Below are 23,104 nucleotides of genomic sequence, written 5' to 3'. Positions count from 1 at the left end.
GCTCACCCGGTTCCGGAATCCGTCGGCCGGGGCTCCGTGAACCGCACCGGTGCCCGGAAGCGGGCACGGCGGGCGGCGCGCCGGAAGGTGGTCAGCACCGCCGGACCGACCAGTAGCACACACACGAAGTTGGTGACCGCCCGCCCGGTGTCCCAGCCCAGCGAAGTGGCCAGGTCGAAGGCGACATAGCGGTGCCACTGCTCGGTGAAAGGCAGCCCCGGGAGATAGGCGATGGAGCTGTTCGGGTCGAGGGAGAACGGCCAGAAGGAAAGGTTGAGCAGAAAGCCGAAGAGATAGCCGGAGAGCGATCCGTAGCCGGCCAGCATCAGGACCTCACGCCGGCCGCTCGCCCTGGGCAGCAACCCGGCGAGCATCCCGACGAAGGCGCAGCCGAACATCTGGTACGGCATCCAGGGCCCCACTCCCCCGGTGATCAGCGCCGAGGCGAACAGCGAGGTGCAGCCGAGGACGAAGCCGAAGCCGGGCCCGTAGACCCGTCCCGCCAGCACCAGGACGAAGAAGACGGTCTCGATGCCGGCGGTTCCGGCTCCCAGGGGGCGCAGGGCCGCGTTCACGGCGGAGAGGACGCCCAGCATGGCGAGCGCCTTGGAGTCGATGCCGCCCTCGGCGATCTCGGACAGCACCACGGCCAGGACCAGCACCAGCAGCACGCCGAAGATCAGCGGCGGGGCGTAGGCGGAGCCGAAGGTGCCCGGTGCGACGACGAACGGCCAGAAGAACGCCACGAGGCCCAGGAACGCGGCCAGTGTCATGACCACACCGGCGCGGGGAGTCAGCCGGATGGCGGTCCCGGTGGCTGTGCTCATGGGTGTGTTCCTCCCTCACTCTCGCCGGTCAGGGCCCGAGCGACCTGATCGACCGTCAGGAAGGGCAGCGGGAAAAGGATCTTCGCCGTCTGCGGGGCGAACGTCGGTGAGGAGACGATGACTTCGGCCGTCGGTCCGTCGGCCACCACGTCGCCCTCGGCCATGACGACCACCCGGTCGGCGGCGCGGGCGGCGAACTCGACGTCATGGGTGGAGATCACGACCGCCCGGCCCTCGGCGGCGAGGGTGTCGACGATGCCGATCAGCTCCGTCTTGGCACGGTAGTCCAGGCCCCGGGTCGGCTCGTCCAGGAGGACGACCCGGGGCGCGGCGGAGAGCTGGACGGCGAGGACGAGCGCGAGCTTCTGCCCCTCCGACAGGTCCCGCGGGTGGGTGGCGTCGTCGATGCCGGGCGCGAGCCGGTCGAGGAGGGCGCGGGCCTTCACCAGGGTCCCCGATTCGGCGTCCGCCTGGTCGAGTTCCTGGCGGACGCTCTCCAGATAGAGCAGATCTGCGGGGGTCTGCGGGACCAGTCCGACGAGTCGGCGGGCCTCCGCGGCCGACACGGTGTGCGGGTCCGTCCCACCCTGGCCGTCGGTGACTTTCACCGTCCCGGCCCGGCGCGGGCCGGAGCCCTGCAGGGCCCACAGCAGGGATGATTTGCCTGATCCGTTGCGGCCCATCAGCGCGGTGACCTCACCTGCGTGCAGATCGAGGTCCACCTCACGGACGGCGGGAACATCCCGGTAGGCGACCGTGACGCCGCGCCCTGCCAGCAGCCTCGGCCGGTCCTCGGCGACCGCCCGTACGGGGGGCGCGGCACGGCCGGCCAGCCGGGCCCGGAGCGGGGCCGCGGCACGGCGTGCGTCACGGATGGACAGCGGCAGCGGGGACCAGTCCGCGGTCCGGCCCAGCTCCACGATCGGCGGCGCGATCGTGGAACGGAGGAGGATCTCCTGGGGTGTGCCGATGCGGGCACGGCCGTCGCCCGGCAGATGGATGACGCGATCCGCGTACTGGACGACCCGCTCGAGGCGGTGCTCGGCCATCAGGACGGTGACGCCGAGGTCGTGGACCAGCCGGGTGACGGCCGCCAGGACCTCCTCGGCCGCGGTCGGGTCCAGGGCGGAGGTCGGCTCGTCCAGCACCAGTACGCGGGGGTGAGCGGTGAGGACCGAGCCGATGGCGACGCGCTGCTGCTGGCCGCCGGAGAGTTCATGCAGGGCGCGGTGGCGCAGATCGGCGAGGCCGAGCAGGTCGAGGGTCTCCTCGACCCGCTTGCGCATGGCCGCCGGCGGGATCGCCAACTGCTCCATCACATAAGCGAGTTCCTCCTCGACGGTGTCGGTGACAAAGCCGTCGAGGGGGTCCTGGCCCACCACCCCGACGACATCGGCGAGTTCGCGGGGCGGATGGTGTGCGGTGTCGCGGCCGTCGACGGTGACCCGGCCGTGGAGGGTGCCGCCGGTGAAGTGCGGCACCAGACCGTTGACGGCGCCCAGGAGCGTGGACTTGCCGACGCCGGTGTGGCCGACGACCAGGCAGAGTTCGCCCTCCTCCACCGTGAGGTCGAGGTCGCGCAGGGCGGGCTCGGGGGCGTCGTCGTAGTGGACGGTGACCTGGTCGAAGGTGATCACTGGGTGTCGGCTCTCTGGACGGGGCCGGGCGGCGGCGCGAGGAAGCCGGCCGTTCCGGCGAGGAGGATCGCGGCGGTCGGCACCAGTGGCAGCCGGGGCCAGGTCAGCGGGTAGAAACTGGGGTTGAGCTGGGCGGGGTCGTAGCCGAGGTCGCTGAAGAGCAGGACGGCGGACAGCACCCCGCTCCCGGCGACGGCCCACTCCGGCAGGCGCCAGGGGTCCGGGCGGTAGGTGGTGCGGGTCACGCGCCGGCCGCCCAGCCGCAGGCCCGCCACGCACAGGGCGGCGCCCGACGCCATCGCGGGCAGCCCCAGAAAGGTGGGCGCCGTCGCGTCGAGCAGTCCGTACGCCCCGGCGCACAGACCGCACATGCCGAGCAGCATCAGCGCGCCGGTGCCCCGGCGGGAGCGGCGGGTTGCGGTGCCCGCCCGGCCGTAGCCGCGCGAGTCCATGGCGGCGGCCAGCCTGAGCGAACGCTCCAGGGCGTCCTCGAGGACCGGGACCACGATGCCGCGCAGCGCCTTCACGCCCTTCGCCCCTCCGGCCCTCAACTTCATGGCCCGGGCGACGCGTTGCACGCTCTGCACCAGCTGCGGGGCCACACTGATCGCGACGGTGACGGCCACCCCGAGCTCGTACAGGGCGCCGGGCAGCACCCGCAGCGCGCGCTTGGGGTTGGCGAGGGTGTTGGCGGCGCCGATGCAGCACAGCATGCAGGCCAGCCGCAGCCCGTCGGTGCCCGACGACAGCAGGGCCTCCAGCGACACCGGCCCGCCGATCTCGATGCCCGCGTACCAGTCGGGGGTGGGGACGCGCGGGAGGGAGAAGAGGAAGTGGTCGTGCGGGGTGACACCGGTGGCGAACACGGCCCGGAAGACGACCCTGATCGCCACCACGGTCAGGGCGAGGTACAGGTAGTACTTGAAGCCGCGTGCCCAGGGCGCCTCCGTCCGCCGTGCCGTGACCACATGGCCGAGCACGGCGAGCACCAGGAAGAGCAGCAGGGGGTTGTCGGTGCGGCTGACCGCGGTGGCGAGGGAGAGCGCCCACACCCACCAGGCCACCGGATGCAGGATGCGCGGCAGTCGCCGGCCGCCCCGGTCCGGCGCCGGGTCGGGCCGGGCCGCCTCCACGGTCGTACGGGCCACCGCGGTCACTCGGTACGACGGCGCCGGCGCGCCATGAACGCCGTCGCACCGCCGATCACGACCACAAGGCCGGCGCCCGCGGCCACCGGCAGGACCGAACCGGAGTCGTGCGGGGCGTCCTTCGCGGGGGCGGCGTCGAGCACCTTGGGCTCCGGGCTAGGTGCGGCCACGGCCGACGGGCTCTCGGTGGTGCCGGTCGACTCACCGGGTGTCGGGGACGGTGTGGGACTCGCGGTCCTGCTGGGCTTCGGCTTCTTCGCGGGCCTCTCCTCGGGCTTCTGCTCGGCGGGCTTTTCCTTCTTCGGCTCGGCCGAGGGGGTCCTGGAGGGTGCGGTGGTCGTGCGCTCCGGAGCCGGGCCGGTGTCCACTCCGGGCGGCAGCGGCGGTGCCTTGGCCGTGGAGGCGGGCTTGCCCGTGTCGCCCTGGGGCTGGGTGTTGTGGGCGCGCAGCTGGTCGGGGGTGACCTTCGGGCGGCCCTCGGTGCCCTCGAGATCGGTGCCGCCGAAGACCCACAGGTCGACGCTGCCGGGTTCGGGCTTGTAGAGCATGGCGCCGAGTTGGCTGTACGCCCAGTCCTTGTCACCAGGGTCGGCGTGCCAGTACGACCAGTAGGCGGAGGCCGGCGGGGTGAGCACGCAGTCGTCCTCACCGGGAGTGGGGTACTGCTTGCCGTTCTGGTAGCCGCTGTAGCCGATGCGGCAGATGAACGCGGGACCGTCGTGGCCGGTGCCGGTGGTGCGCCAGCCGCCCTGGTTGAGCAGTTCGTAGCCGGTGGTGGGCGTCGTGCCGCAGGAGCGGTAGATCGGGCCGCCCCAGTGGCTGAAGTCGACGGCGAGGACGGCGCCCGAGGTGGTCGTGCAGCGTCCCATCGGCTGGGGGGCGGCGGCCGCCGGGCCGCCGGTCGCGGCGACCGCGGCGGCGGTGAGGCCCAGCGCCGCCGCGGTCCGCACCAGGCGTACGGTCGTCATCGTCCGGTTCCCGTGTCCGCGCGGCGGCGGGCGAGCACCACGGTGCGCCAGCCGGCCAGCACCAGCAGCGCGGCGATCGTGGAGAGGGCACCGATCTGGGCGCCGGTCGAGGCGAGGGCACCGCCGCCGCTGCCGCCGTCGGCGATCGTCCCGCCGTCGCCGCCGCCCGTGTCACCGGGGGTGATGATCTCCGGGGCGCTGCCGCTGGGGCTCGGCGTCGGCTGGGGAGACGTACCGATCAGGCCCCGCTCCAGCTCGCCGAAGGAGATGCCGGTGGCACCACCGACCGCCTGGGCGGAGGCACGCAGGTCGGAGCCCTGCTGCCCGTCCTTGGCGACATTGAAGCCGCCGTCGCTGTTCTGCTGTGAGGCGAGGAACGTACGGGCCTCGGCGATCTGGTGGGCGTAGGTGCCGGCGTCCAGCGAGAGTCCTTGCACGGCGAGGGCGGCGGAGTTGACGGAGTCGCCGGCCGCGCCCGGGAAGCCGCCGTCGGCCAGCTGCCGGGACGCGATCCAGGCCAGCGCCCGTTCCACGGCCTTGTCCGCCTGGGCGCCTCCGGCCAGGTCGAGGGCCATGGCGGCGATGGCGGTGGAGTCGACGTCGGAGTCGTCGGTGGACGGGATCAGGCTCGGAAAGGCCCCGCTGGGCTGCTGAAGGCTCTCGAGGTAGGCGAGCGGCTGCTCGGCCGCCTCGGTCTCGCCCGCGCGCAGCTGCGCCATGACGGCCAGGGACTGGGAGAAGACGGACGGCGCGTAGGTGTAGGCGCCCTTGGCCGCGCAGGAGCGGTCGGGGGCGGTGCTCGGCCCGTCGCAGACCGCCTTGTCGAGTTCCGCGATCAGGTCGTGGCCGGCGAAGTGGCGCGGGTCGCGGCCCACCGACTCGGCGAGCAGCGCGGTCTTGCCGAGGGAGCCGCCGGCGGTGTATTTGGTGCCGACGCCCGTCCAGTCGTTGACGGTGCGGCCCTCGCCGTCCTTGCCCTGGTGGTCGAGGAAGTCGACGATGCCGCGCAGCTTGGCGTCGTTCAGGCCGGTGGCGGCCAGCGCATAGGCGCCGTCGATGGTGAGGCCGAAGTCGGCGCCGTCCGAGTCGGGTCCGGCGGTGTAGTACTGGCCCTGCTTCAGGTTGGCCGCCTTGGTGAGGTAGGCGACGCCCTTCTTGAGGTCGGGTCCGGTGCCCGGCGCGGGGGTGGTCGGGTTTCCGGTGGGGCCGGTCGGCGTGCCGGTGGTGGGCGGCTCGGTGGGTTCGGACTTCTTCGTGGTGAGGGTGACCAGGCTGGTGCCGGTGCCGGCGAGGACGGCCGGCGAGGTCGGATAGACGACCGGGTCGGTGGCGTCCTCCTCGAAGCCGAAGCCGCCGCTCTCCAGTTGCTGCCGGGACAGCCATGCGACCGCCACGTCGGCGCGGTCGGTGTCCCCGAGGGCGCTCAGCGCCTGGGCGGCGTACGCGGTCGCGGTGATGCTGCCGCTGGGGGAGCCGGTGTAGCCGGGGAAGGCGCCGTCCTCGCGCTGGGACTTGGTCAGAGAGGTGCGGGCCCGGGCCACCGCGTCCTCCTGGCCGCCCGCCTGGTGCAGCACCAGGGCGACGAGTCCGGTGGTGGCGGGATCGCCGTCGCAGTACTCGCCGGGGCGGATGAGGATGCTGGTGACGCCGCCGTCCTTGCACTGGAGCTGGGTGAGGCGCGCCACGGTCTCGGCCGGGGGTGTCTGCCCGGCCCGCAGCAGGGCCAGCACGGACAGCGCCTGACCTTCGGCGTAGGTCGCGCCCCGGAAGTCGCCCTTGGCGGTGCAGCCGGGGGTCGGCTCGTCGGACTCGGGGCCCGCCGGGCAGACGTTCTTGGTGAGGTCGCCGATGAGGTCGTGGCCGCCGACGGCGTGCGGGTCGCCCTCGGTGCTCTCCGCGAGGAGGGCCAGGCGGGCTGCGGCGGTGGCGTCGGGGGCCCGGTCGGGGCCGTCGGGGTAGGCGAAGTCCTCGGTGTGGGCGGCGAGGAAGTCGGTGACCTTGTCGAGGGTGGCGCTCTTGCCGTCCACCGCGGCGAGGGCGTACGCGGCGTCGGCGGTGAGTGAGTAGTTCGGGGTGTCCGCGCCGTCGTCGACGATGCGTTCGCCGTCGGTCAGGCCGCCCTTGAGCCAGCGTGCTGCGGCGGTCGTGTCGATCGTGCCGGGAGCGCCGGTGGGTGTGCTGCCCGGGTCGGGCGCCTGGGGGCCGCCTGCGCGTACGTCGTCGGGGCTGAAGGCGGGCCTGCCGGTGGTGCCGCCGGGGTTCGTGGCGCCGAACACCCAGGCGTCGACGTCGCCGTCCTTGAGCTTGCGGCTCATGGCGCCGTACTGGCTGTAGGTCCAGTCGTCCTGGCCCGGGGAGGCAATCCAGTAGGACCAGTAGGCCGAGTAGGGCGGCGTCAGGACACAGGACTCCTTGTCGGGAGTCGGGTACTGCGTACCGGAGTTGTAGGAGGTGTAGCCGATGCGGCAGATGAAGGCGGGGCCGTCGTGCTGGGTGCCGGTGGTGCTGAAACCGGCGTCGTGCAGCAGCTCGTAGCCGGTGGTCGGCGTGGGGTCGCAGCCGCGCTCGACCTTTCCGCCGAACGGCCCGAAGTCGACGGCGACCACGGCGCCCTCGGTCGCGGTGCAGTCACCGGCCCCGTCGGCCGAGGCGGGTGTCGTCGTGAGGAACGTCACGCAGGCCGCCGGCAGCACCAGCAGAGCCGTTACGAACGACACCACGCGCCGTGGGATCGTTGTCGCCGTTCGCCCGATTCTTCGCCTACCGGTCCTCATCACGGCCCCCTCGTGCCTGCGCGCGCGGGCGAAGACGTGGCAGAGGGCCTCCGCCGCCTGGGGTGTCCCGGTGGACCGGAGGCTGGTCGCACCACGCCGTAGTCCGCGACGGCGTCTGTTGCTGAAGAACACGCTCCAGGCATTCCGGCTCGCCCGGCGGAACCGGGCCCACGGTTGCGGGTCAGCGCCGGATTTCGACCGGCTTCCCCTGGAACTTGTCGTGTGACAAGCGGATTTGAGCATGCTTCACGACCGACGTCAAGACGGTCCAGGGCAGGCCCCGGTGACGTCCGGGGTGGCCGCTGGCGACGGCCGTGCACCTCGGGTACCGTCCCGACTGCCGAGTGGGGGAACCCGGTGGGAGTCCGGGGCTGACGCGCAGCGGTATGGGGCGGCAAGGGCCGTTCCGAGCCCGAATGCCCAAGCGGTGAAGCACCTTTGGAAGCCGGTCCACGCGTTTCCGGACGGCGGCCGCACCCGCTGCTCCGCAGGTCGCCAGGGCCCGGCACCGGGACGGGCCGGCGTCCTTCATCCAAGGAGCAGGCCATGTCCCATGCAGCAGTGTCCCCGTCCGTCCGACGCTCCGCCCTCACCGCGGCGGCCACCCTGGGCGCCTTCGCGCTGAGCGTGCTGCCCGCGGCCGCGACCACCACCCCGGCGCAGATCGCCACCTCGAAGACGATCGGCGCGGGCTATCTCAAGTCCCTCCAGGCGGCGGACGGTTCGTACGCCGGCTCCGGACTGTCCAACGAATGGGCGTTCAGCGCCCTCGCCGCCGCCGGCACCGCCGCCGTGGACATCACTCCGGGCGGCGACACCGGCAAGAACGCGAGAACCGTCTACCGGGCCCTGCTGTCCACCAGCGCCTGGCCCTCCACCTCACCCGTCGTCACCGACTACGAGCGTGCCACGCTCAACGCCTACGCCGCCGGGATCGACCCCGCCCGCATCTCGGCCTCCCGCAATCTGATCGCCGACATCTACAGCTACTGGGGGACCTCCGAGACCGGCTACTTCGGCCCGGCCGCCAACTTCAACGGCACCGTGTTCGCCGCGCTCGCCCTGAACGGCGCCAGGACCCAGTCGGGGCAGATCCGGATACCGCAGGCGCTGCGCGACTCGATCGTCGGCACCGTCCGCGCCAACCAGCACAACGACGGCGGCTGGAACTACAGCAAAGCCGAGGGCGATCCGGCCCAGCTCGGCGCGGCGAGCGACGTCGACATGACCGGCGCCGCGATGGCCGCCCTGTGTGTCTCCGGCGTGCCGAACACCGATGCCGCCGTCGTCAGGGCCAAGGGCTTCCTGAAGGGCAAGCTGGTGGCCAACAGCGGCGCCTTCAACACGATGTTCGGGACCAACACCGACTCCAACGGGTGGGCCGTGTCCGGCCTGAACGCCTGTGGGATCAACCCGCAGACCGGTGACTTCCTCACCTCCATGGGCAAGACCCCGGTGGACTTCCTGATCGCGCAGCAGTTCAACCCGGGCGGCGGTTTCCGGTATCTGCCCGGTGACACGAACCCGTCGGCGTACGCGTCGATCGACGCGCTGCGGGCGGTGGCCGGCGGCGGCTTCACCGCCGACCCGCCCGTGCCGACCACCGCGGGCGCCCCACGGTGGGTGAGCCAGGGCTCCCTCACCTCCGGCTCGGCGGCACGGCTGGCCCTCACCGTGGACGACGGGGCCGGACATCTGAAGGCTTGCTCGGTCGCCCTCACCCCGACGGGCTCGACGACCACGCTCGGCGCGGTCCTGGACGCGGCCATCGGCGCGGCCACCCCGTCCGGCTGCGTCACCGGCGTGACCCCGTCCTCCGGTACGGGCACCGTCACCTCGCTCAACGGCAAGGCCGGCAGCGGCTCGAACACCTGGAAGGTCAGCATCGACGGCTCGGCCTTCACCTCCGCCGCGCGGGAGACGACCGTGAGTGTCGGCGACACGATCGCCGTGCGCTGGGGCGCCTGACGGTGGCATAGGCCCGGGACCCGCCCCCGAGCGGGTCCCGGTGCCGCGTCAGGCGCCGTCCGGCCGGTCACAACGACGCGTGCCGGGCGGCGCTCCTCGACGGGCGAACACCGCCCGACGCGGCACTAGAGTCGACATATGCGCATCGTCTCCCTGCTGCCGGCCGCGACCGACATCGTCGCCGAACTCGGGCTGTCGGCGCAGCTGGCCGGCCGCACCCACGAGTGCGACTGGCCGCCGGGCGAGGTGGCCCGGGTACCCGTGGTGACCGGGGCGGACCTGGACCAGGACGCCCTCACCAGCCGGGAGATCTCGGAGGCGGTCGGCGGTTCGGCGCACTCCGGTTCGTCGCTGTACACGCTCGACACCGACGCGCTGGCCGCGCTGCGCCCCGATGTGGTGCTCACCCAGGATCTGTGCGAGGTGTGCGCCGTGTCGTACGAGAAGGTCAGCCGGGCCGTACGGCTGCTCGATGCGGACACCCGGGTCCTCAGCCTGGAGCCCCGCACCCTCGACGACGTACTGGAGTGCCTGGTCACGGTCGGTGAGCTGCTCGGCGTGCGCGACCGCGCGGAGCGGCGCCGGGCCGAGCTGGAGGCCCGCCTCCTACGGGTCCGCACCGCGGTCGCCGGCCTCGACCGGCCCCGGGTCGTGGCGATCGAGTGGCTGGATCCGCTGTGGCCCGCCGGACACTGGGTCCCCGAGCAGATCACCACCGCCGGGGGCCGTCCGCTGCTCGCCGAGCCCGGCGAGCACACCGGGCCGACGACCTGGGAGGCGGTACGCGCCGCACAGCCGGACGTGGTCCTGGTCCTGCCCTGCGGCTTTCCACCCGAACGCACCCTGCAGGAAACCGAGTTGCTCACCCGGCTGCCGGACTGGACCGACCTGCCCGCCGTCCGCTCCGGCCGTGTCTGGGTCCTGGACGGACCGTCCTACTTCAACCGCCCCGGCCCACGGGTGGTACGCGGGGCGGAGGTGCTGGCGCAGATCCTGCACGGCGTAGGCACCGGAGAGGCGGTCACACCGGCCGAGGCCCGCCCTTTCCCCGGCCGGTGACGACGGACCGGCCGGAACGCCGTCCGGGTGAACTGCCGGGTGCGCCCCGCTGTGCACCGGCTGCGGTCGTTCTCGACCGTCGAGCAGTCACATTCCGATGAAGCTCACTGTCTCCGTCATGTCTGCCCGCCCGGTGCGCAGTTGTGGCACGCCCTCCTTCTCGAATCCCACCGCGACACCGCAGAACAGTACGAGCCCGTCGTCGGCCCCGACCGCCCGGTTGACGGTCTCGCGATACATCGTCCACATCACCTGGGGGCAGCTGTGCAGCCCTTCCGCCCTCAGCAACAGCATCACCGTCTGCAGATACATCCCCGCGTCCCCCCACTGCCCGGGCCCCATCGTCCGGTCGAGGTAGCAGAACAGCACGACCGGCGCCCCGAACGCCCCCGAGTTCAAGGCGGCGATCTTCATCGGCCTTTCCGGGTCGTCGCGCTCGATTCCCAGCGCGCTGTACCGCTGGGCGGCCGCGGCGGTGAAGCGGTCCAGATACGGTGAGGTCAGTTCGGCCGGGTACATCGGATACTCGCGATCGTCGCCCTGGTCTCCCGCCCGTGCTCTGGCCGTCGCGCGCCTCTTCAGTTCGGCCAGGGGCTCGCCCGTCACGGCATACACATGCCACGGCTGGAGGTTCCCGCTCGACGGAGCCCGCGTCGCCGCGGCCAGCACTCGTTCCAGCACCTCTCGGGACACCGGCTCGTCACTGAACGCCCGTACGGCCCGGCGACTGTCCACGGCCTCATACACATCCACGTCTTCTCACCCTCTCACTCGACGACGACCAGTCTCTCCACCGTCCCAAGCCCGCCCGAGAGGCACCCGGTGCACCTGGCCGGCCGACCGCGCCGGGCGTCGGTCGGCCTTCCAACTCCGGTACTTGTCCGTCCCGTTGACGTCCCTTGTGCTCGGCACTACCGTCTGAGAGCGCTCTCACGTCGCCTCCGCCCAAGCCTCCCCCTGCACCGCACCGGGCGGAATCACGACCCCTACCGGCAATCCCTCCGGCGAGTCCGGGCCTCCGCCATCGCGCGGGAGCGGACGGACCTGCCGCGCCTCATGTCCTGCAATGTCATGCACAGGACATTACCTACAGGACATCACCCCCTATCCCCCACAGCACCCAACGGGAGTGACAACCGTGGCGAGACGCCCAACCCCCTGGAGGTTCCCGCTCCCCCGCCGAATGCGGGCCCTGCGGCGCCTGACGGCCTGCGGCGCGGCGCTGATCGTGGCCGCCGGCGTGCTGGTCACGCATGACGCGACGCCGAGCAGTGCCGCCACCGCGGCCTGGGCCCCCAAGCCCGCGCCGATGACGACGCCCTGGACCAACCAGGTCCCGGTCGACGCTCCGCTGCCGGAATACCCCCGGCCGCAGCTCACCCGCCCCGACTGGCTTAACCTCAACGGCATCTGGGACTTCGCGGTCACCTCCCGCGACGCCGGGCAGCCCGCCGTCTTCGGTGAACAGATCCGGGTGCCCTTCGTCCCCGAGTCCGCGCTCTCCGGCGTCCAGCGCAAGATCACCCAGAACGACCGGCTCTGGTACCGGCGCACCTTCACGGTGCCTTCGGGCTGGCAGGACCGACGCGTCCAGCTCAACTTCGGCGCCTCCGACTGGGAGACCAACGTCTGGGTGAACGGGCAGCAGGCAGGAGCCGTCCACCGCGGCGGCTACGACGCCTTCACCTACGACATCACCCCCCTTCTCAACGGCGGCACCAACACGATCGTGGTCTCCGCCTACGACCCGACCGAGACCGGCGGCCAGGCCATCGGCAAGCAGCGCATCCAGGACGTCACCCCGCACCCCGGGCACAGCATCGTCTACACCGCCTCGTCGGGCATCTGGCAGACCGTCTGGCTGGAGCCCACCGCGGCGGCCCGCATCACCCGGCTCGACATGGTGCCGCGCCTGGAGGACGACACCCTGCGGGTGACCGTGCGCGCCGCCGGAGCCGACGGGGCGAGCGTCAAGGTCACCGTCTCCTCCGGCGGTACGACCGTCGGCAGCGCCACCGGCACGGTCGGCACCGAGTTCGCGGTACCGGTGCCCGCCGCCCGTCTGTGGACCCCCGAGGACCCCTTCCTCTACGACGTCACCGCCGAGCTGACCGGCAGCGCCGGCGGCGACCGGGTAGGCAGTTACACCGGAATGCGGTCCATCGCCGTCAAGGACGTGAACGGCGTGCGCCGACCGGTCCTCAACGGCCGGTTCGTCTTCCAGACGGGCACCCTGGACCAGGGCTTCTGGCCGGACGGCATCCAGACCGCGCCCACGGACGACGCCCTCCGCTTCGATCTCCAGAAGCACAAGGACCTCGGCTTCAACATGGTCCGCAAGCACATCAAGGTCGAACCCCAGCGCTGGTTCTACTGGGCGGACCGGCTCGGGCTGCTGGTGTGGCAGGACATGCCCTCCATGGACAGCTCCAAGAGCCCGGACGGCGCGGCCCGCACCCAGTGGGAGAACGAGTACCGCGCCGTCATCGACCAGCACCGCAGCTCCCCCGCGCTCATCCAGTGGGTCGACCAGAACGAGGGCTGGGGCCAGTACGACCAGGCCCGCATCGCCGACATGGTCAAGGCCTACGACCCCTCCCGCCTGGTCGACAACATGAGCGGCGTCAACTGCTGCGCCGCCCAGGACGGCGGCAACGGCGATGTGATCGACAACCACAACTACGTAGGCCCCGGCAACACCCCCGCCGAATCGGTGCGTGCCTCGGTGCTCGGCGAGTACGGCGGCCTCGGCTACCGGGTTCCCGGCCATGAGTGGTACCCCGGCGGCGGCTGGGGCTACGAGGACCAGCCGAACCAGGCCGCCCTCAACGACCGGCTGGTCGGGCTGCTGGACGGTATGCGGGAGAGCTCCATGCCCGCGGCCGGTCTTTCGGCGGCCGTCTACACCCAGATCACCGACGTCGAGAACGAAACCAACGGCCTGATGACCTACGACCGGCAGGTCGTCAAGGTGGACCAGGCCCGCGTCCGCGCCGCCAACCAGGCGCTCATCGCGGCCTCCCGCACCGCCGGCGCGCCGGTCGCCCTGCCGGTGGGGCAGTATGTGTCGATCCGGGTCACCACCAACGGGTACACCAACCGCTACGTCCGCCACTACGACGGGCTCGGCTACACCGAGGTGGTGGACGCGGGCAGCGGGACCGTACTCAAGCAGGACGCCACCTGGAAGGTGACACCGGGGCTGGCGAACAAGCTCTGCTACTCCTTCGAGTCCCGCAACTACCCGGGCGAGTACCTGCGTCACCGCGACTTCCGCGTCCGGCGCGAGGGCGGTGGCGACACCGTCTACCGGGAGGACGCGACCTGGTGCCCCGTCCGGAGCGGCAGCGGCATCCGGCTGTCGGCGTCCAACTTCCCCGGGAAGTACCTGCGGCACATCAGCTCCGAGCTGTGGCTGGCCGAGGCGGGCGGCCCGCACGACTGGGACAACCCGGCCACCTTCACCGAGGACACCACCTGGGCGATCGAGGCGCCCTGGGCCCCCTGAGCCCGGCCACCGCCCCGACGCGAAGAGGACGGACCCGACAACATGTCCATACATCGACAACGCCTGCTGTGCGGGCTGGTGACCCTGGTGCTCGCCCTGGCCGGGTTGCTCGCCCTGCCCTCACCCGCCCGGGCCGCGACGCCGGTGTGCGCGCTGGCCTGCGACACCCTCGACCCCTCCAAGGCGGCCCAGGAGTCCTTCCCGGTTCCCGACCTGAACATCAACGGCCGCGTCCTGCGGCTGCATGTCTCCGAGGCCGACGACATGGCCTGGGCCAGTATCGACAACGGTGTCACCGGTGACGCGGTCTGGCTGGACCGCTCCTGGGACCGGGGCGCCACCTGGGAGGGACTGCTGGGCAAGGCCGGCATCCCCGCCACCTGGACCGGCACGCGCACCCTCATGTACAACGTCACCGACCCGGTGGGGCACCGGCGCGGCTGGATCCGGGCCTGCGGCGACGCCAACGCGGTCACCTGCACCGACTGGTTCCGCCCGCAGGTCTGCGACGGCTCCTCCTGCGACGGCGCGGACCCGGCCACCGCGGCAGGCGACGAGCAGCCGGTACCGGCCACGACCCTGTTCGGGCGCACCATCACCCTGCACATGGACCAGCGGGGCGGCATGGCCTGGAGCGTCATCGACAACGGCGGCGCGGGCGACGAGATCTGGCTGGACCGCTCCTGGGACGAGGGCGCTACCTGGCCCGAGGGCTCCTCACTGGGCCGCACCTCCGTGCCGTCCGGGCGGACGGGTACCCGGACGGCCATGTTCGCCACCCGCGACCCGCACGGACTGCTCTACGGCGGAGCGGTCCGCGCCTGCGGCCGTGAGGCGGCGCACCAGGAGGGCAGTTGCACGGCGTGGGCCAGGCCGGTACCCAGCCGGGCCACCGCGGCGGCCGATGCGCTCATGGCCTCGTACCGGACCGACGAGGGCTGGTGGCGGAGCAGTTGGTGGAACTCGGCGGTGGCGCTCACCGCGGTGGTCGACTACGCCCAGCACACCGGGCGGCACGACTACGACTGGGCCGTCGCGCGCACCTTCGAGCAGAACAACGGCGTCTTCCCGGCGGGCGGGCGCAGCTCGGACCCGGTCGAGGGGCACTTCATCAGCCGGGCCGTCGACGACGCGGGCTGGTGGGCGGTGGCCTGGGTGGCGGCCTACGACCACACCCATGAGCGGCGCTATCTCGACGAGGCGGTCACCATCACCTCCTACCTCCAGCAGTACTGGGACCCGGGCACCTGCGGCGGCGGTATCTGGTGGGACCGGGAACGCACCTACAAGAACGCGGTGACCAACGGCCTGTATCTGTGGCTGACGACGGCACTGCACCAGCGGCTCACCGGTGACACGCTGTGGGGCGGACGGGCGCGCACGGCGGCCGACTGGTACCTGGACAGCGGGCTGATCAACGCCTCCGGTCTGGTCAACGACGGGCTGACCTCGGGCTGCGCCAACAACGGGCAGACCGTGTGGAGTTACAACCAGGGCCTGGCCATCGGCGCCTTCACCCAGCTCTGGCGCGGCACCGGCGAGAGCCGGTATCTGACCACCGCCCGGCGCCTGGCCGACGCGGCACTGTCGGCGCCGGAGCTGACCCGCGACGGGGTGCTGACCGAGTCCTGCGACATCGGCACCCGCACCTGCGACGACAACCAGAAGCAGTTCAAGGGCATCTTCGTCCGGCACCTGGCCGACCTGGCGGACGCCACCGGCTCGACGGCCTACCGGGCGTACCTCGCCACACAGGCCGACTCCCTGTGGCGCACCGACCGGGACCCGCTGAACCGGCTCGGCCAGCGCTGGGCGGGCACCGGCCCGAACCAGTCGGACTGGCGCACCCAGGCCAGCGCCCTGGAGGCCCTCACCGCGGCGCAGTAGCGCCCACCGTCACGCAACGGCCGGTGGGGTCCGCCCCACCGGCCGTTGCGTCGTACCCCGGCCCGCTCCGGACGCGGCTTCGGCGATCATGCGGGTGGCGCAGTCGGAGTCGGCGGCTCCACAGATGTCAGCTGTCCCTCCGGCGCGCGCAGCAGGCGCAGGCCGGCGAGGCTCTGGAGTGCCATCGCGGCGGCGGCCGTGACGGCGACCGCGAAGCCACCGCGTGCCCCGAGTGCGTCGATCACCCAGCCGCAGGCCGCCACCGCGGCGGCCGAGCCCGCCGCGCTCGCCGAGCCGAGCCAGGAGAACGCCTGGGTCAGTACGGCCCGGTGGACGGTCGACTCGGTGAGCACGGAGAAGAGCACCAGCAGGGGCTGGATCGTGGCACCGGTCAGGACCACGACCACTCCGAGTCCGAACGGTGAGCGGACCATGAGCAACAGCAGCGTGCCGAGCATCAGCGCACCGCAGGCCGCTGCCAGATGCACCGAGGGTGCGGCACGCCGGCGGCGCAGCCCGTACAGCCAGCCGACCAGCAGGCCGCTGCAACTGGAGACGGTGAAGACCGGAACTGCGGCGCTCGGTGCATCGTGCTCCACCACGAAGGCGGTCACCGACACCTGCATGGCACCGAAGAAGACCCCGAGGGCGAGATTGAGGCCCATCAGGACGAAGACCGCGCCGCACCGCAACGAGCGGCCCGCACGGGTGTGCGCGGCGCTGTCGGCCACCGGTGAGGGCGCGCTGCCTGGCTGCATCGCCAGGGCCAGACCGCCAGCCACCGACAAGGAGGCAGCCAGCACCATCGCGACGGTGGGACGGCCGGCCGCTGCGAGTGCGCTGACGAGCGTCGGGCCCACAAGGTAGGCCACCGCGTTGCTGATGGACTCCAGAGCGAAGGCGGTGGGCAGTTCTGCCGCTCGGTCGGTGCGCAGCAGCGCCGCCCAGCGTGCCGCGGACATCGCGCCGAGCTGGGGAACACCGGCCCCGACCAGCGCACCGCCCAGGGTCAGGAGGGCCGCGGAGGCATCGGCGGCGACCAGGGACACGAGGACGGCCACCGCGAGGGCGTGGCCGAGCAGTGCGGGCGGCAGGACCCTGGTCTGCCCGAACCTGTCCACGAGTCGGGCCAGTTGTGGCGCCACGAGCGCGTCGGTCACCGCGAACCCGCCGCCGGCCAGGCCGGCCGCGGCGAAGGTGCCGGTGTGGCTGTGCACGAGCCAGACGATGCTGAGGCTGGTCATCGCGATGCCGACGCGTCCCAGCGATGCCGGCAGGAAGAAGGCTGCGGCACCCGGGGTACGCAGCAGGGAACGGTAGTTCGCCGAGGGCACGGCGAGTCCTGTCCGCTGCCCGGTGGGACGGCTCCGCCTGGGACGTCGGTGCCCGAATTCACCGTCCCGTGGTCGCCGCCTGAAACCGTCCAGTTCTGGCGCGGAGAGGGGGCACGCGCCCCGCGCCGACTCCATCACCGGGCAGAAATCTCGATGTGGTGTGGACGGCCATTGTCGACGCCGGGCCCAGTGATGTCCATCACCGGTGGCTGTCGCGAGGGGTCACGGAACCGTGATCCGGTCCGGTGCGGCCCGGCCGGCGAGGATGGTTCCGGTCATCCCGCCCGCCGGGCCGCCGTTCACCGGCCGTCCCCCGGTGGCGTCGCCAACCGGTGGAGCCGCAGGGCCAGTTGTATCTCCAGGGCGCGGGCGGGGCTTCCCCAGTCGTCGCCGAGGAGACGGCCCACCCGCTCCAGGCGCTGCGCCACCGTGTTCACATGGACATGGAGTTCGTCCTTGGTGCGTGCCGGGCTCATCCCGCAGGCGAAGAAGGCGTCGAGGGTGCGTACCAGGTCGGTGCCGCGCCGTTCGTCGTAGGCGATGACCCGGCCGATCGTGCGCTGGACATAGCCCGTGATGTCGCGGTCCCCGGCGAGCAGCAGTCCCAGGAAGCCGAAGTCCTCCGCGGCGGCCCCGTCCCCGGAACGGTCCAGCAGGCGCAGGGCGTCGAGGCAGCGCCGCGCCTCCGCATACGCCGCGGCCACCGCGTCGAGGCGGCCGGAGAGCCGCTCGAGGGGCGCGGACGCGCCGACGGTGACCTTGTCGTGGACGGCGGTGCCCAGTTGGCGGGCGGTGCGGCGGGCGAGGTCCGTCGCGCTGTCGCCCGGTCGGAGCGGCAGCAGCAGGACCGTGCCGCCGTCGCGGGCGGCGGCGAGCCCCTGTCGGGTGGCCGCCAGATGGGAGGCGGCGGACCACAGCCGGCGGCGCGCGGCGGCTTCCTGGTCGGCGTCGGCTGTGGTGCCGTCGAGGCGGGCGGCGAGCACCACATGGGTGGCGTCGAGGTCGGCGCGCAGCCGCACGGCGCGCTCGCGCAGCAGCCGGGGATCGTGGTCGCGGGCGTCGAGGAGGTCATCCAACAGCTCGCCGCGCACCCGCTGTTCGGCGTCCGCGGCGGAGCGGCGGGCCAGCAGCAGCAAGGAGGTGACCATCGCGGCGCGCTCCAGGGTGCGCTGGTCGACGGGGTCGAGCCCCGGATGGCCGCGGAGCACCAGTGCGCCGAGCAGTTCGCCGCCGGCCGCGACGGCGGCGATCCAGTCCTCCGCGTGCCGCACGGCGTGGCCCTCGGCTCGGGACGTCTCCAGGGCCGCGGCGGGGGCGGCGTCGGCCTCGGCGAACTCGACCGTGCCGTCGAGGACTTCGGAGACGGCTGCGGCCACGTCGTGGACGCCGCCACCGCGCAGGACGAGTTCGGCGAGCCGGTCGTGGACGTCCGAGGCGCGTTCGACGGCCGCGCTGCGGTCGCGGATGATCTCGTTGGCGCGGGCGAGCCGGTCGAGGGCCGAACGGGTCTCGGTGAGCAGGTTCGCGGTGTCGATGGCCGCGGCGGCCAGTGCGGCGAAGGAGCCGAGCAGGGCGGTCTCCTCGCGTGCGAAGACGCGAGCCCTGCGGTCGGCGGCGAAGAGCACCCCGATGACCTGGGATCCGATCATCAGGGGTACGCCGAGGATCGCCACGAGCCCCTCGTCGAGCACTCCCGTGTCGATGGTCCGGGTGTGCTGGAAACGTTCGTCCTCGAAGTAGTCGGGGGTCACATAGGGCCGGGCGGTCTGGGCGACCAGCCCGCCGAGCCCCTCCCCCATGCCGAGCCTCAGCTGCTGGAACCGTGCGGCGACGGAGCCCTCGGTGACCCTCATATAGGTGTCGCCCGCGTCCTCGTCGTTCAGGGTGAGATAGGCGACGTCGGTGCGCAGCAGTGACCGGGCGCGCTGCACGATCGCCTGGAGCACGGCGTCGAGGTCACGCAGCCCCGCCAGGTCGTGGGCGGTCTCGAAGAGCGCGGACAGCTCGGCCTCACGGCGGCGTCTGCCTTCCATCTCCGCGCGCACCCGCAGCGCGAGCCGCTTGGCCCGTGCCAGTGCGTCGACGGTCCCGGCGGGCAGGCCCTCGGCGCGGGCCAGCAGCACCGGTTGCTCATAGGCGTCGGCCGAGGCGCCCCGGGCCAGGAGCTCCAGGAAGGGCGCCTCGACATCGACGCCGGGGCGCTCCGCGGGTTGTGCATGATCGCGAGACATGGCCCCAGGATGACCCAGACCCGGGCCGGGTCGCCCGGCCCTGTGGACAACTTCTGTCATGCCCTCGCCCGGCGTGCTCTCGTTCAGTGTGCCGTCCAACCGCCGTCCAGGACCAGCGAGGCCCCGGTGACGAAGGACGCCTGCGGGCTGCAGAGATAGGCCACCGCCTCGGCGACCTCCGCCGGTTCGATCAGCCGTTTGACGGCGCTGTCCTTCAGCAGCACCTCGGCGACCACGCGTTCCTCGGGGATCGCATGGGCCCGTGCCTGGTCCGCGATCTGCTTCTCGACCAGGGGGGTGCGCACATAGGCCGGGTTCACACAGTTCGAGGTGACCCCATGGGGGGCGCCTTCCAGGGCGGCGGTCTTGGACAGCCCTTCGAGACCGTGTTTGGCGGCCACATACGCCGACTTGAACGGGGAGGCGCGCAGGCCATGGACCGAGGACACATTGACGATGCGGCCCCACCCCTGCTCGTACATATGGGGAAGGGCCCCGCGAAGGAGCCGGAACGGAGCTTCGAGCATCACCGTCAAGATGGTGTGGAAGACCTCGGGCGGGAACTCCTCCAGGGGGCGGACCAGCTGGATCCCCGCATTGTTGACCAGGACATCGGTTCCGGCCGCGGCACCTTCGGCCGCGTCCAGGTCGGTGAGGTCGAGGACCTGCGGGCGGACGGTGCCCAGGAGGCCCCGGGCGGCGTCGCGGAGCGCGTCCAGGCCTGCGGCGTCCCGGTCGACCGCCCTCACCTCGGCGCCGGCGGCGGCCAGCCGCAGCGCGCAGGCGCGGCCGATGCCGCCGGCGGCACCGGTGACGAGGGCGGTGCGTCCGCCGAGGTCGAGCGAGGGGACGGGCGCGGCCGGGAGGGGATGGGGCGCGGTCATGGTTCGACCCTAGGCTGGCCCCCTACCCCTCCCCATATGGTTACCGCACATACTTCACAGCGGATTCGTGGGGTCGAACCATGTGGGTGCATCCGACAGCGACTGCTTGATCCGAAGCAGTCCGAACTCATTGAGCTCCGGCAGCGCATCCACCGTGAACCAGCCGACCTCCAGCGACTCGTCGTCGTTGACGCGGGCCTCGCCGCCGACGGCCCGGCAGCGGAAGGTGATGTCCATGTACTGGCACTTGTCGCCGTTCTCGTATGTCACCGGCTCCAGGGCCTGGACCAGGACGACCCGCTCGACGACGCACCGTACGGCCGTCTCCTCCTGCACCTCGCGCACGGCACAGGCCGCCGGCTGCTCCCCGGGCTCGGGGATGCCTCCGATCACCGACCATCTGCGGGTGTCGGAACGGCGCCCCAGCAGCACCCTGCCGTCGTCGTCGAAGACGATGGCGGTGACACCGGGGAGCCAGAGCAACTGGCGACCGGCGGAGGCCCGGATGGTCCGGATGAAGTCGGGAATAGCCATGCTCCGACCCTAGCGGGCCGCCTCCGTCACCCGCTGTTGTTCGGCATGGATCTCCCGGTCGGCGCGGCGGCGCACGGCGGACACCGCCGCCCGGCCCAGCCCGCCGGCCGCGACCAGCACCAGAAGCAGTTCGGGCAGGGTGCCGAGCCGGGTGGCGGGTGTCTCGGAGGAGCGCAGCGGCACCTTCTGGACGAGCGAGGCGGCCACGAACATCCCGGTCCGCTGGGTGATCGTCCCGTCCGGCAGGATGACGGCGCTGACACCGCTGGTCACCGGCACGGTCACGGTGCGGCTGTGCTCCACCGCCCGTACCCGGGACATGGCCAGCTGCTGGTAGGTCATCTCGCTGCGGTCGAACGTGGCGTTGTTGCTGGGGACGGAGAGCAGCTGCGCGCCGTCGGTGACGGTGCTGCGCACGGCCCAGTCGAAGGCGGCCTCGTAGCAGGTGACGAGCCCGACCTTGGCGCCCGCCATGGTGAACACGCCCGGCTTGTTCCCCCGGCTGAAGTCCTGGCGGACCATGGACGTCCAGTCCTTGTTGATGGCGCCGAGGAGCGGGCGCAGCGGGAGGTACTCGCCGAAGGGCTGCACCTGCCGCTTGTCGTAGGTGTTCACCGGCCCCTTGTCGGGGTCCCAGAGGATCTGCTCGTTGTAGAGCTTGCCGCCGCGCTCGACCACGGCGCCGACGGACAGGGGCACGCCGATCGCGTCGGCTGCGCCCTGGATCACGGCGGCGGCGTCGGGGTTGGCGAAGGGGTCGATGTCGGAGGAGTTCTCGGGCCACAGCACCAGGTCGGGCCGGGGGACCTTCCCTGCTCTGACCTGCTCGGCAAGCCGTATGGTCTCCCGTGCGTGGTAGTCGAGGACGGCCCGCCGCTGGGCGTTGAACTCGAGCCCGGCACGCGGCACATTGCCCTGGACGACGGCGACGGTGGCGGTGCCGTTCTCGGCCTTGTCGCTGACCAGGGAGCGCGCGGCGAGGGCCCCCAGCACGGGGACGACAAGGCTGAGCAGGGCGGTCACCGCCGCGCCGCGCCAGGGTGCACCGCCGTCTCCTCGCCGGTGGGCCACGACGACCCGCACCGTCTCGTACAGCCCGAAGCCGCAGAGCACGACCGCGAAGCCGAGCACCGGGGTACCGCCGACCGCGGCGAGCGGCAGGAACACACCGTCCGCCTGGCCGAAGGCGACCTTCCCCCAGGGGAAGCCGCCGAACGGCGCCCGCGCGCGGGCCGCCTCTCCCGCGATCCACACGGCGGCGGCCCACACCGGCCAGGCGGGCAGCCGGGAGACGAGTGCGATGCCCGCGCCGACGAGCGCGACGAAGATCGCCTCCACCACGACCAGTGCCAGCCAGGGGCCGGAGCCGACCTCGACCCCGGTCCAGACGAGCAGCGGCAGAAGAAAGCCGAGGCCGAAGAGATAGCCGAGGCCGAGGCCCGCCTTCCAGCTTCGGTCGCGCAGGGTCCAGCCGAAGAGGGCGAAGGCCGGGAGGGCCAGCCACCACAGGGTCCGGGGCGGAAAACTGACATACAGCAGCACTCCGGAGAGCGCCGCGGTGGCGGCCGGGACGAGGCGCTGCATCCGGCGTGCCCCGGAGGGTGCGGCCGGGGGTGCAGGCTGTTCCGGCCTACCCACGGAGGTTGCGGTGACGGTCACCCGGGGAGTGTACGGTGCGTGACCGAATCGCCGACAGCTCGGTGAGTCCGCACGCCTCGGACGCTCCCGCCCGTCCCGCCGCCGTGGCGCTTGGGTGGATCAGTGGGTGGCGCCGGGCAGGCTCGGGTGGAGCCGGGCGCGGATGACCCGTACCGCCGACTCCGCGTTGTCCACGGTGATCGTGAAGACATGGCCGTCCCAGAGGCGCAGGGCGACCGCCTCACCGCGCCGTACGACGACGGCGGTGCCCTTCTCGGGCCGCCAGCGATAGCCCCAGCCGCCCCACTGCCGCGGGGTGACCCGGGGCACGAATTCGGCACCGGCGACCAGCGCGAGGGGGATACGGCGTCGTGGCACCCCTATATGGCCGCAGCGCACTTCGAGGCAGTCCTTGTCGACCTTCACGGCGACATGGACGAAGGCCAGCGTGCCGAACAGGACCAGCAGCCCGGCCGCGATACAGCCGACCACGGACATGACCAGGGGAACCGTGCCGGACGTCCAGGCGGAGTCCACGGCCAACTCGATACCGAGCGCCATACAGGCCGCGCCGCCGAGCGCCAGCAGCCACTGTGCGCGGTTGGTCGCGCGCCCCGTCCAGACCTCGGGGTCGCCAGGGGGGTGCTCCCTCATGCCATGAGGGTACCGAGGTTCCGCAGCGCGGGCACCAGGTCGCGGAGAGTCAC

The 23,104-nt window shown here is 72.4% G+C and carries 16 protein-coding genes and 2 riboswitches; of the genes, 4 read left to right on the top strand and 12 right to left on the bottom strand.

Going from position 1 to position 23,104, the window contains the following annotated elements:
- Positions 1-2: 2 nt before the first annotated feature.
- From CP978_RS31715 to CP978_RS31695, 5 genes are read right to left on the bottom strand one after another with little or no spacing between them, the layout of a single operon-like run.
- Positions 3-827, bottom strand: a complete 825-nt coding sequence (locus CP978_RS31715; RefSeq protein WP_043446666.1) for an ECF transporter S component — start codon at positions 825-827, stop codon at positions 3-5.
- On the bottom strand, positions 824-2,464 hold the full coding sequence (locus CP978_RS31710) for an ABC transporter ATP-binding protein (RefSeq protein WP_043446664.1): 1,641 nt from the start codon (positions 2,462-2,464) through the stop codon (positions 824-826). The genes CP978_RS31715 and CP978_RS31710 overlap by 4 nt, the downstream gene beginning before the upstream one ends.
- Complete coding sequence (locus tag CP978_RS31705) at positions 2,461-3,621, bottom strand: energy-coupling factor transporter transmembrane component T (RefSeq protein ID WP_107070479.1); 1,161 nt, start codon at positions 3,619-3,621, stop codon at positions 2,461-2,463. Before CP978_RS31705 ends, CP978_RS31710 begins: the two co-directional genes overlap by 4 nt.
- Positions 3,618-4,580: a hypothetical protein gene (locus CP978_RS31700; protein WP_150478345.1), complete on the bottom strand. Its 963-nt coding sequence runs from the start codon at positions 4,578-4,580 to the stop codon at positions 3,618-3,620. The genes CP978_RS31705 and CP978_RS31700 overlap by 4 nt, the downstream gene beginning before the upstream one ends.
- On the bottom strand, positions 4,577-7,354 hold the full coding sequence (locus CP978_RS31695) for a prenyltransferase/squalene oxidase repeat-containing protein (protein ID WP_107070478.1): 2,778 nt from the start codon (positions 7,352-7,354) through the stop codon (positions 4,577-4,579). The genes CP978_RS31700 and CP978_RS31695 overlap by 4 nt, the downstream gene beginning before the upstream one ends.
- Positions 7,355-7,474: 120 nt before the next feature.
- Positions 7,475-7,608: riboswitch (cobalamin riboswitch) on the bottom strand.
- Positions 7,609-7,701: 93 nt separating this feature from the next.
- A riboswitch (cobalamin riboswitch) is annotated at positions 7,702-7,776 on the top strand.
- Between the two features lie 124 nt (positions 7,777-7,900).
- Between CP978_RS31695 and CP978_RS31690 the strand changes: the two genes are divergently transcribed.
- Positions 7,901-9,322 (top strand): prenyltransferase/squalene oxidase repeat-containing protein, encoded by a 1,422-nt coding sequence (locus tag CP978_RS31690; protein ID WP_043446658.1) that lies wholly within the window; start codon positions 7,901-7,903, stop codon positions 9,320-9,322.
- Positions 9,323-9,460: 138 nt separating this feature from the next.
- Complete coding sequence (locus tag CP978_RS31685; protein ID WP_043446656.1) at positions 9,461-10,381, top strand: cobalamin-binding protein; 921 nt, start codon at positions 9,461-9,463, stop codon at positions 10,379-10,381.
- Positions 10,382-10,468: 87 nt separating this feature from the next.
- Here the strand turns inward: CP978_RS31685 and CP978_RS31680 are convergent, their stop codons facing one another.
- On the bottom strand, positions 10,469-11,134 hold the full coding sequence (locus CP978_RS31680; protein WP_043446653.1) for a nitroreductase: 666 nt from the start codon (positions 11,132-11,134) through the stop codon (positions 10,469-10,471).
- Between the two features lie 430 nt (positions 11,135-11,564).
- Here CP978_RS31680 and CP978_RS31675 point away from each other — a divergent pair, with 430 nt between their 5' ends.
- Positions 11,565-13,889: a glycoside hydrolase family 2 gene (locus tag CP978_RS31675; RefSeq protein ID WP_052454413.1), complete on the top strand. Its 2,325-nt coding sequence runs from the start codon at positions 11,565-11,567 to the stop codon at positions 13,887-13,889.
- Between the two features lie 42 nt (positions 13,890-13,931).
- Positions 13,932-15,776, top strand: a complete 1,845-nt coding sequence (locus CP978_RS31670) for a glycoside hydrolase family 76 protein (protein ID WP_043446650.1) — start codon at positions 13,932-13,934, stop codon at positions 15,774-15,776.
- An 86-nt stretch (positions 15,777-15,862) separates the two neighbouring features.
- Here the strand turns inward: CP978_RS31670 and CP978_RS31665 are convergent, their stop codons facing one another.
- The 6 genes from CP978_RS31665 to CP978_RS31640 form a co-directional block, all read right to left on the bottom strand.
- Entirely contained in the window at positions 15,863-17,110 is a 1,248-nt protein-coding gene (locus tag CP978_RS31665) for an MFS transporter (RefSeq protein WP_052454412.1), read from the bottom strand.
- Between the two features lie 299 nt (positions 17,111-17,409).
- The gene (locus tag CP978_RS31660; protein ID WP_043446647.1) at positions 17,410-19,341 is read right to left on the bottom strand and encodes a helix-turn-helix domain-containing protein; all 1,932 of its coding nucleotides are present in this window, start codon (positions 19,339-19,341) and stop codon (positions 17,410-17,412) included.
- A gap of 83 nt (positions 19,342-19,424) precedes the next feature.
- The gene (locus CP978_RS31655; protein ID WP_043446644.1) at positions 19,425-20,225 is read right to left on the bottom strand and encodes a 3-hydroxybutyrate dehydrogenase; all 801 of its coding nucleotides are present in this window, start codon (positions 20,223-20,225) and stop codon (positions 19,425-19,427) included.
- A gap of 54 nt (positions 20,226-20,279) precedes the next feature.
- Complete coding sequence (locus CP978_RS31650; protein ID WP_043446641.1) at positions 20,280-20,759, bottom strand: NUDIX hydrolase; 480 nt, start codon at positions 20,757-20,759, stop codon at positions 20,280-20,282.
- A 9-nt stretch (positions 20,760-20,768) separates the two neighbouring features.
- Positions 20,769-22,418, bottom strand: a complete 1,650-nt coding sequence (lnt, locus tag CP978_RS31645; RefSeq protein ID WP_052454411.1) for an apolipoprotein N-acyltransferase — start codon at positions 22,416-22,418, stop codon at positions 20,769-20,771.
- Positions 22,419-22,517: 99 nt separating this feature from the next.
- Positions 22,518-23,051 (bottom strand): hypothetical protein, encoded by a 534-nt coding sequence (locus CP978_RS31640; protein WP_043446637.1) that lies wholly within the window; start codon positions 23,049-23,051, stop codon positions 22,518-22,520.
- Between the last annotated feature and the right edge of the window lie 53 nt (positions 23,052-23,104).

The sequence above is a fragment of the Streptomyces nodosus genome (genome assembly GCF_008704995.1).
Lineage (GTDB): Bacteria > Actinomycetota > Actinomycetes > Streptomycetales > Streptomycetaceae > Streptomyces > Streptomyces nodosus.
This window is presented reverse-complemented; position numbering and strand designations above follow the sequence as displayed.

Coding starts and splice junctions, on each gene's coding strand:
- CP978_RS31715 (WP_043446666.1), bottom strand. CDS start 827: ATGAGCACAGCCACCGGGACCGCCATCCGGCTGACTCCCCGCGCCGGT.
- CP978_RS31700 (WP_150478345.1), bottom strand. CDS start 4,580: ATGACGACCGTACGCCTGGTGCGGACCGCGGCGGCGCTGGGCCTCACC.
- CP978_RS31695 (WP_107070478.1), bottom strand. CDS start 7,354: ATGAGGACCGGTAGGCGAAGAATCGGGCGAACGGCGACAACGATCCCA.
- CP978_RS31690 (WP_043446658.1), top strand. CDS start 7,901: ATGTCCCATGCAGCAGTGTCCCCGTCCGTCCGACGCTCCGCCCTCACC.
- CP978_RS31685 (WP_043446656.1), top strand. CDS start 9,461: ATGCGCATCGTCTCCCTGCTGCCGGCCGCGACCGACATCGTCGCCGAA.
- CP978_RS31675 (WP_052454413.1), top strand. CDS start 11,565: ATGCGGGCCCTGCGGCGCCTGACGGCCTGCGGCGCGGCGCTGATCGTG.
- CP978_RS31670 (WP_043446650.1), top strand. CDS start 13,932: ATGTCCATACATCGACAACGCCTGCTGTGCGGGCTGGTGACCCTGGTG.
- CP978_RS31660 (WP_043446647.1), bottom strand. CDS start 19,341: ATGTCTCGCGATCATGCACAACCCGCGGAGCGCCCCGGCGTCGATGTC.
- CP978_RS31655 (WP_043446644.1), bottom strand. CDS start 20,225: ATGACCGCGCCCCATCCCCTCCCGGCCGCGCCCGTCCCCTCGCTCGAC.
- CP978_RS31650 (WP_043446641.1), bottom strand. CDS start 20,759: ATGGCTATTCCCGACTTCATCCGGACCATCCGGGCCTCCGCCGGTCGC.
- CP978_RS31640 (WP_043446637.1), bottom strand. CDS start 23,051: ATGAGGGAGCACCCCCCTGGCGACCCCGAGGTCTGGACGGGGCGCGCG.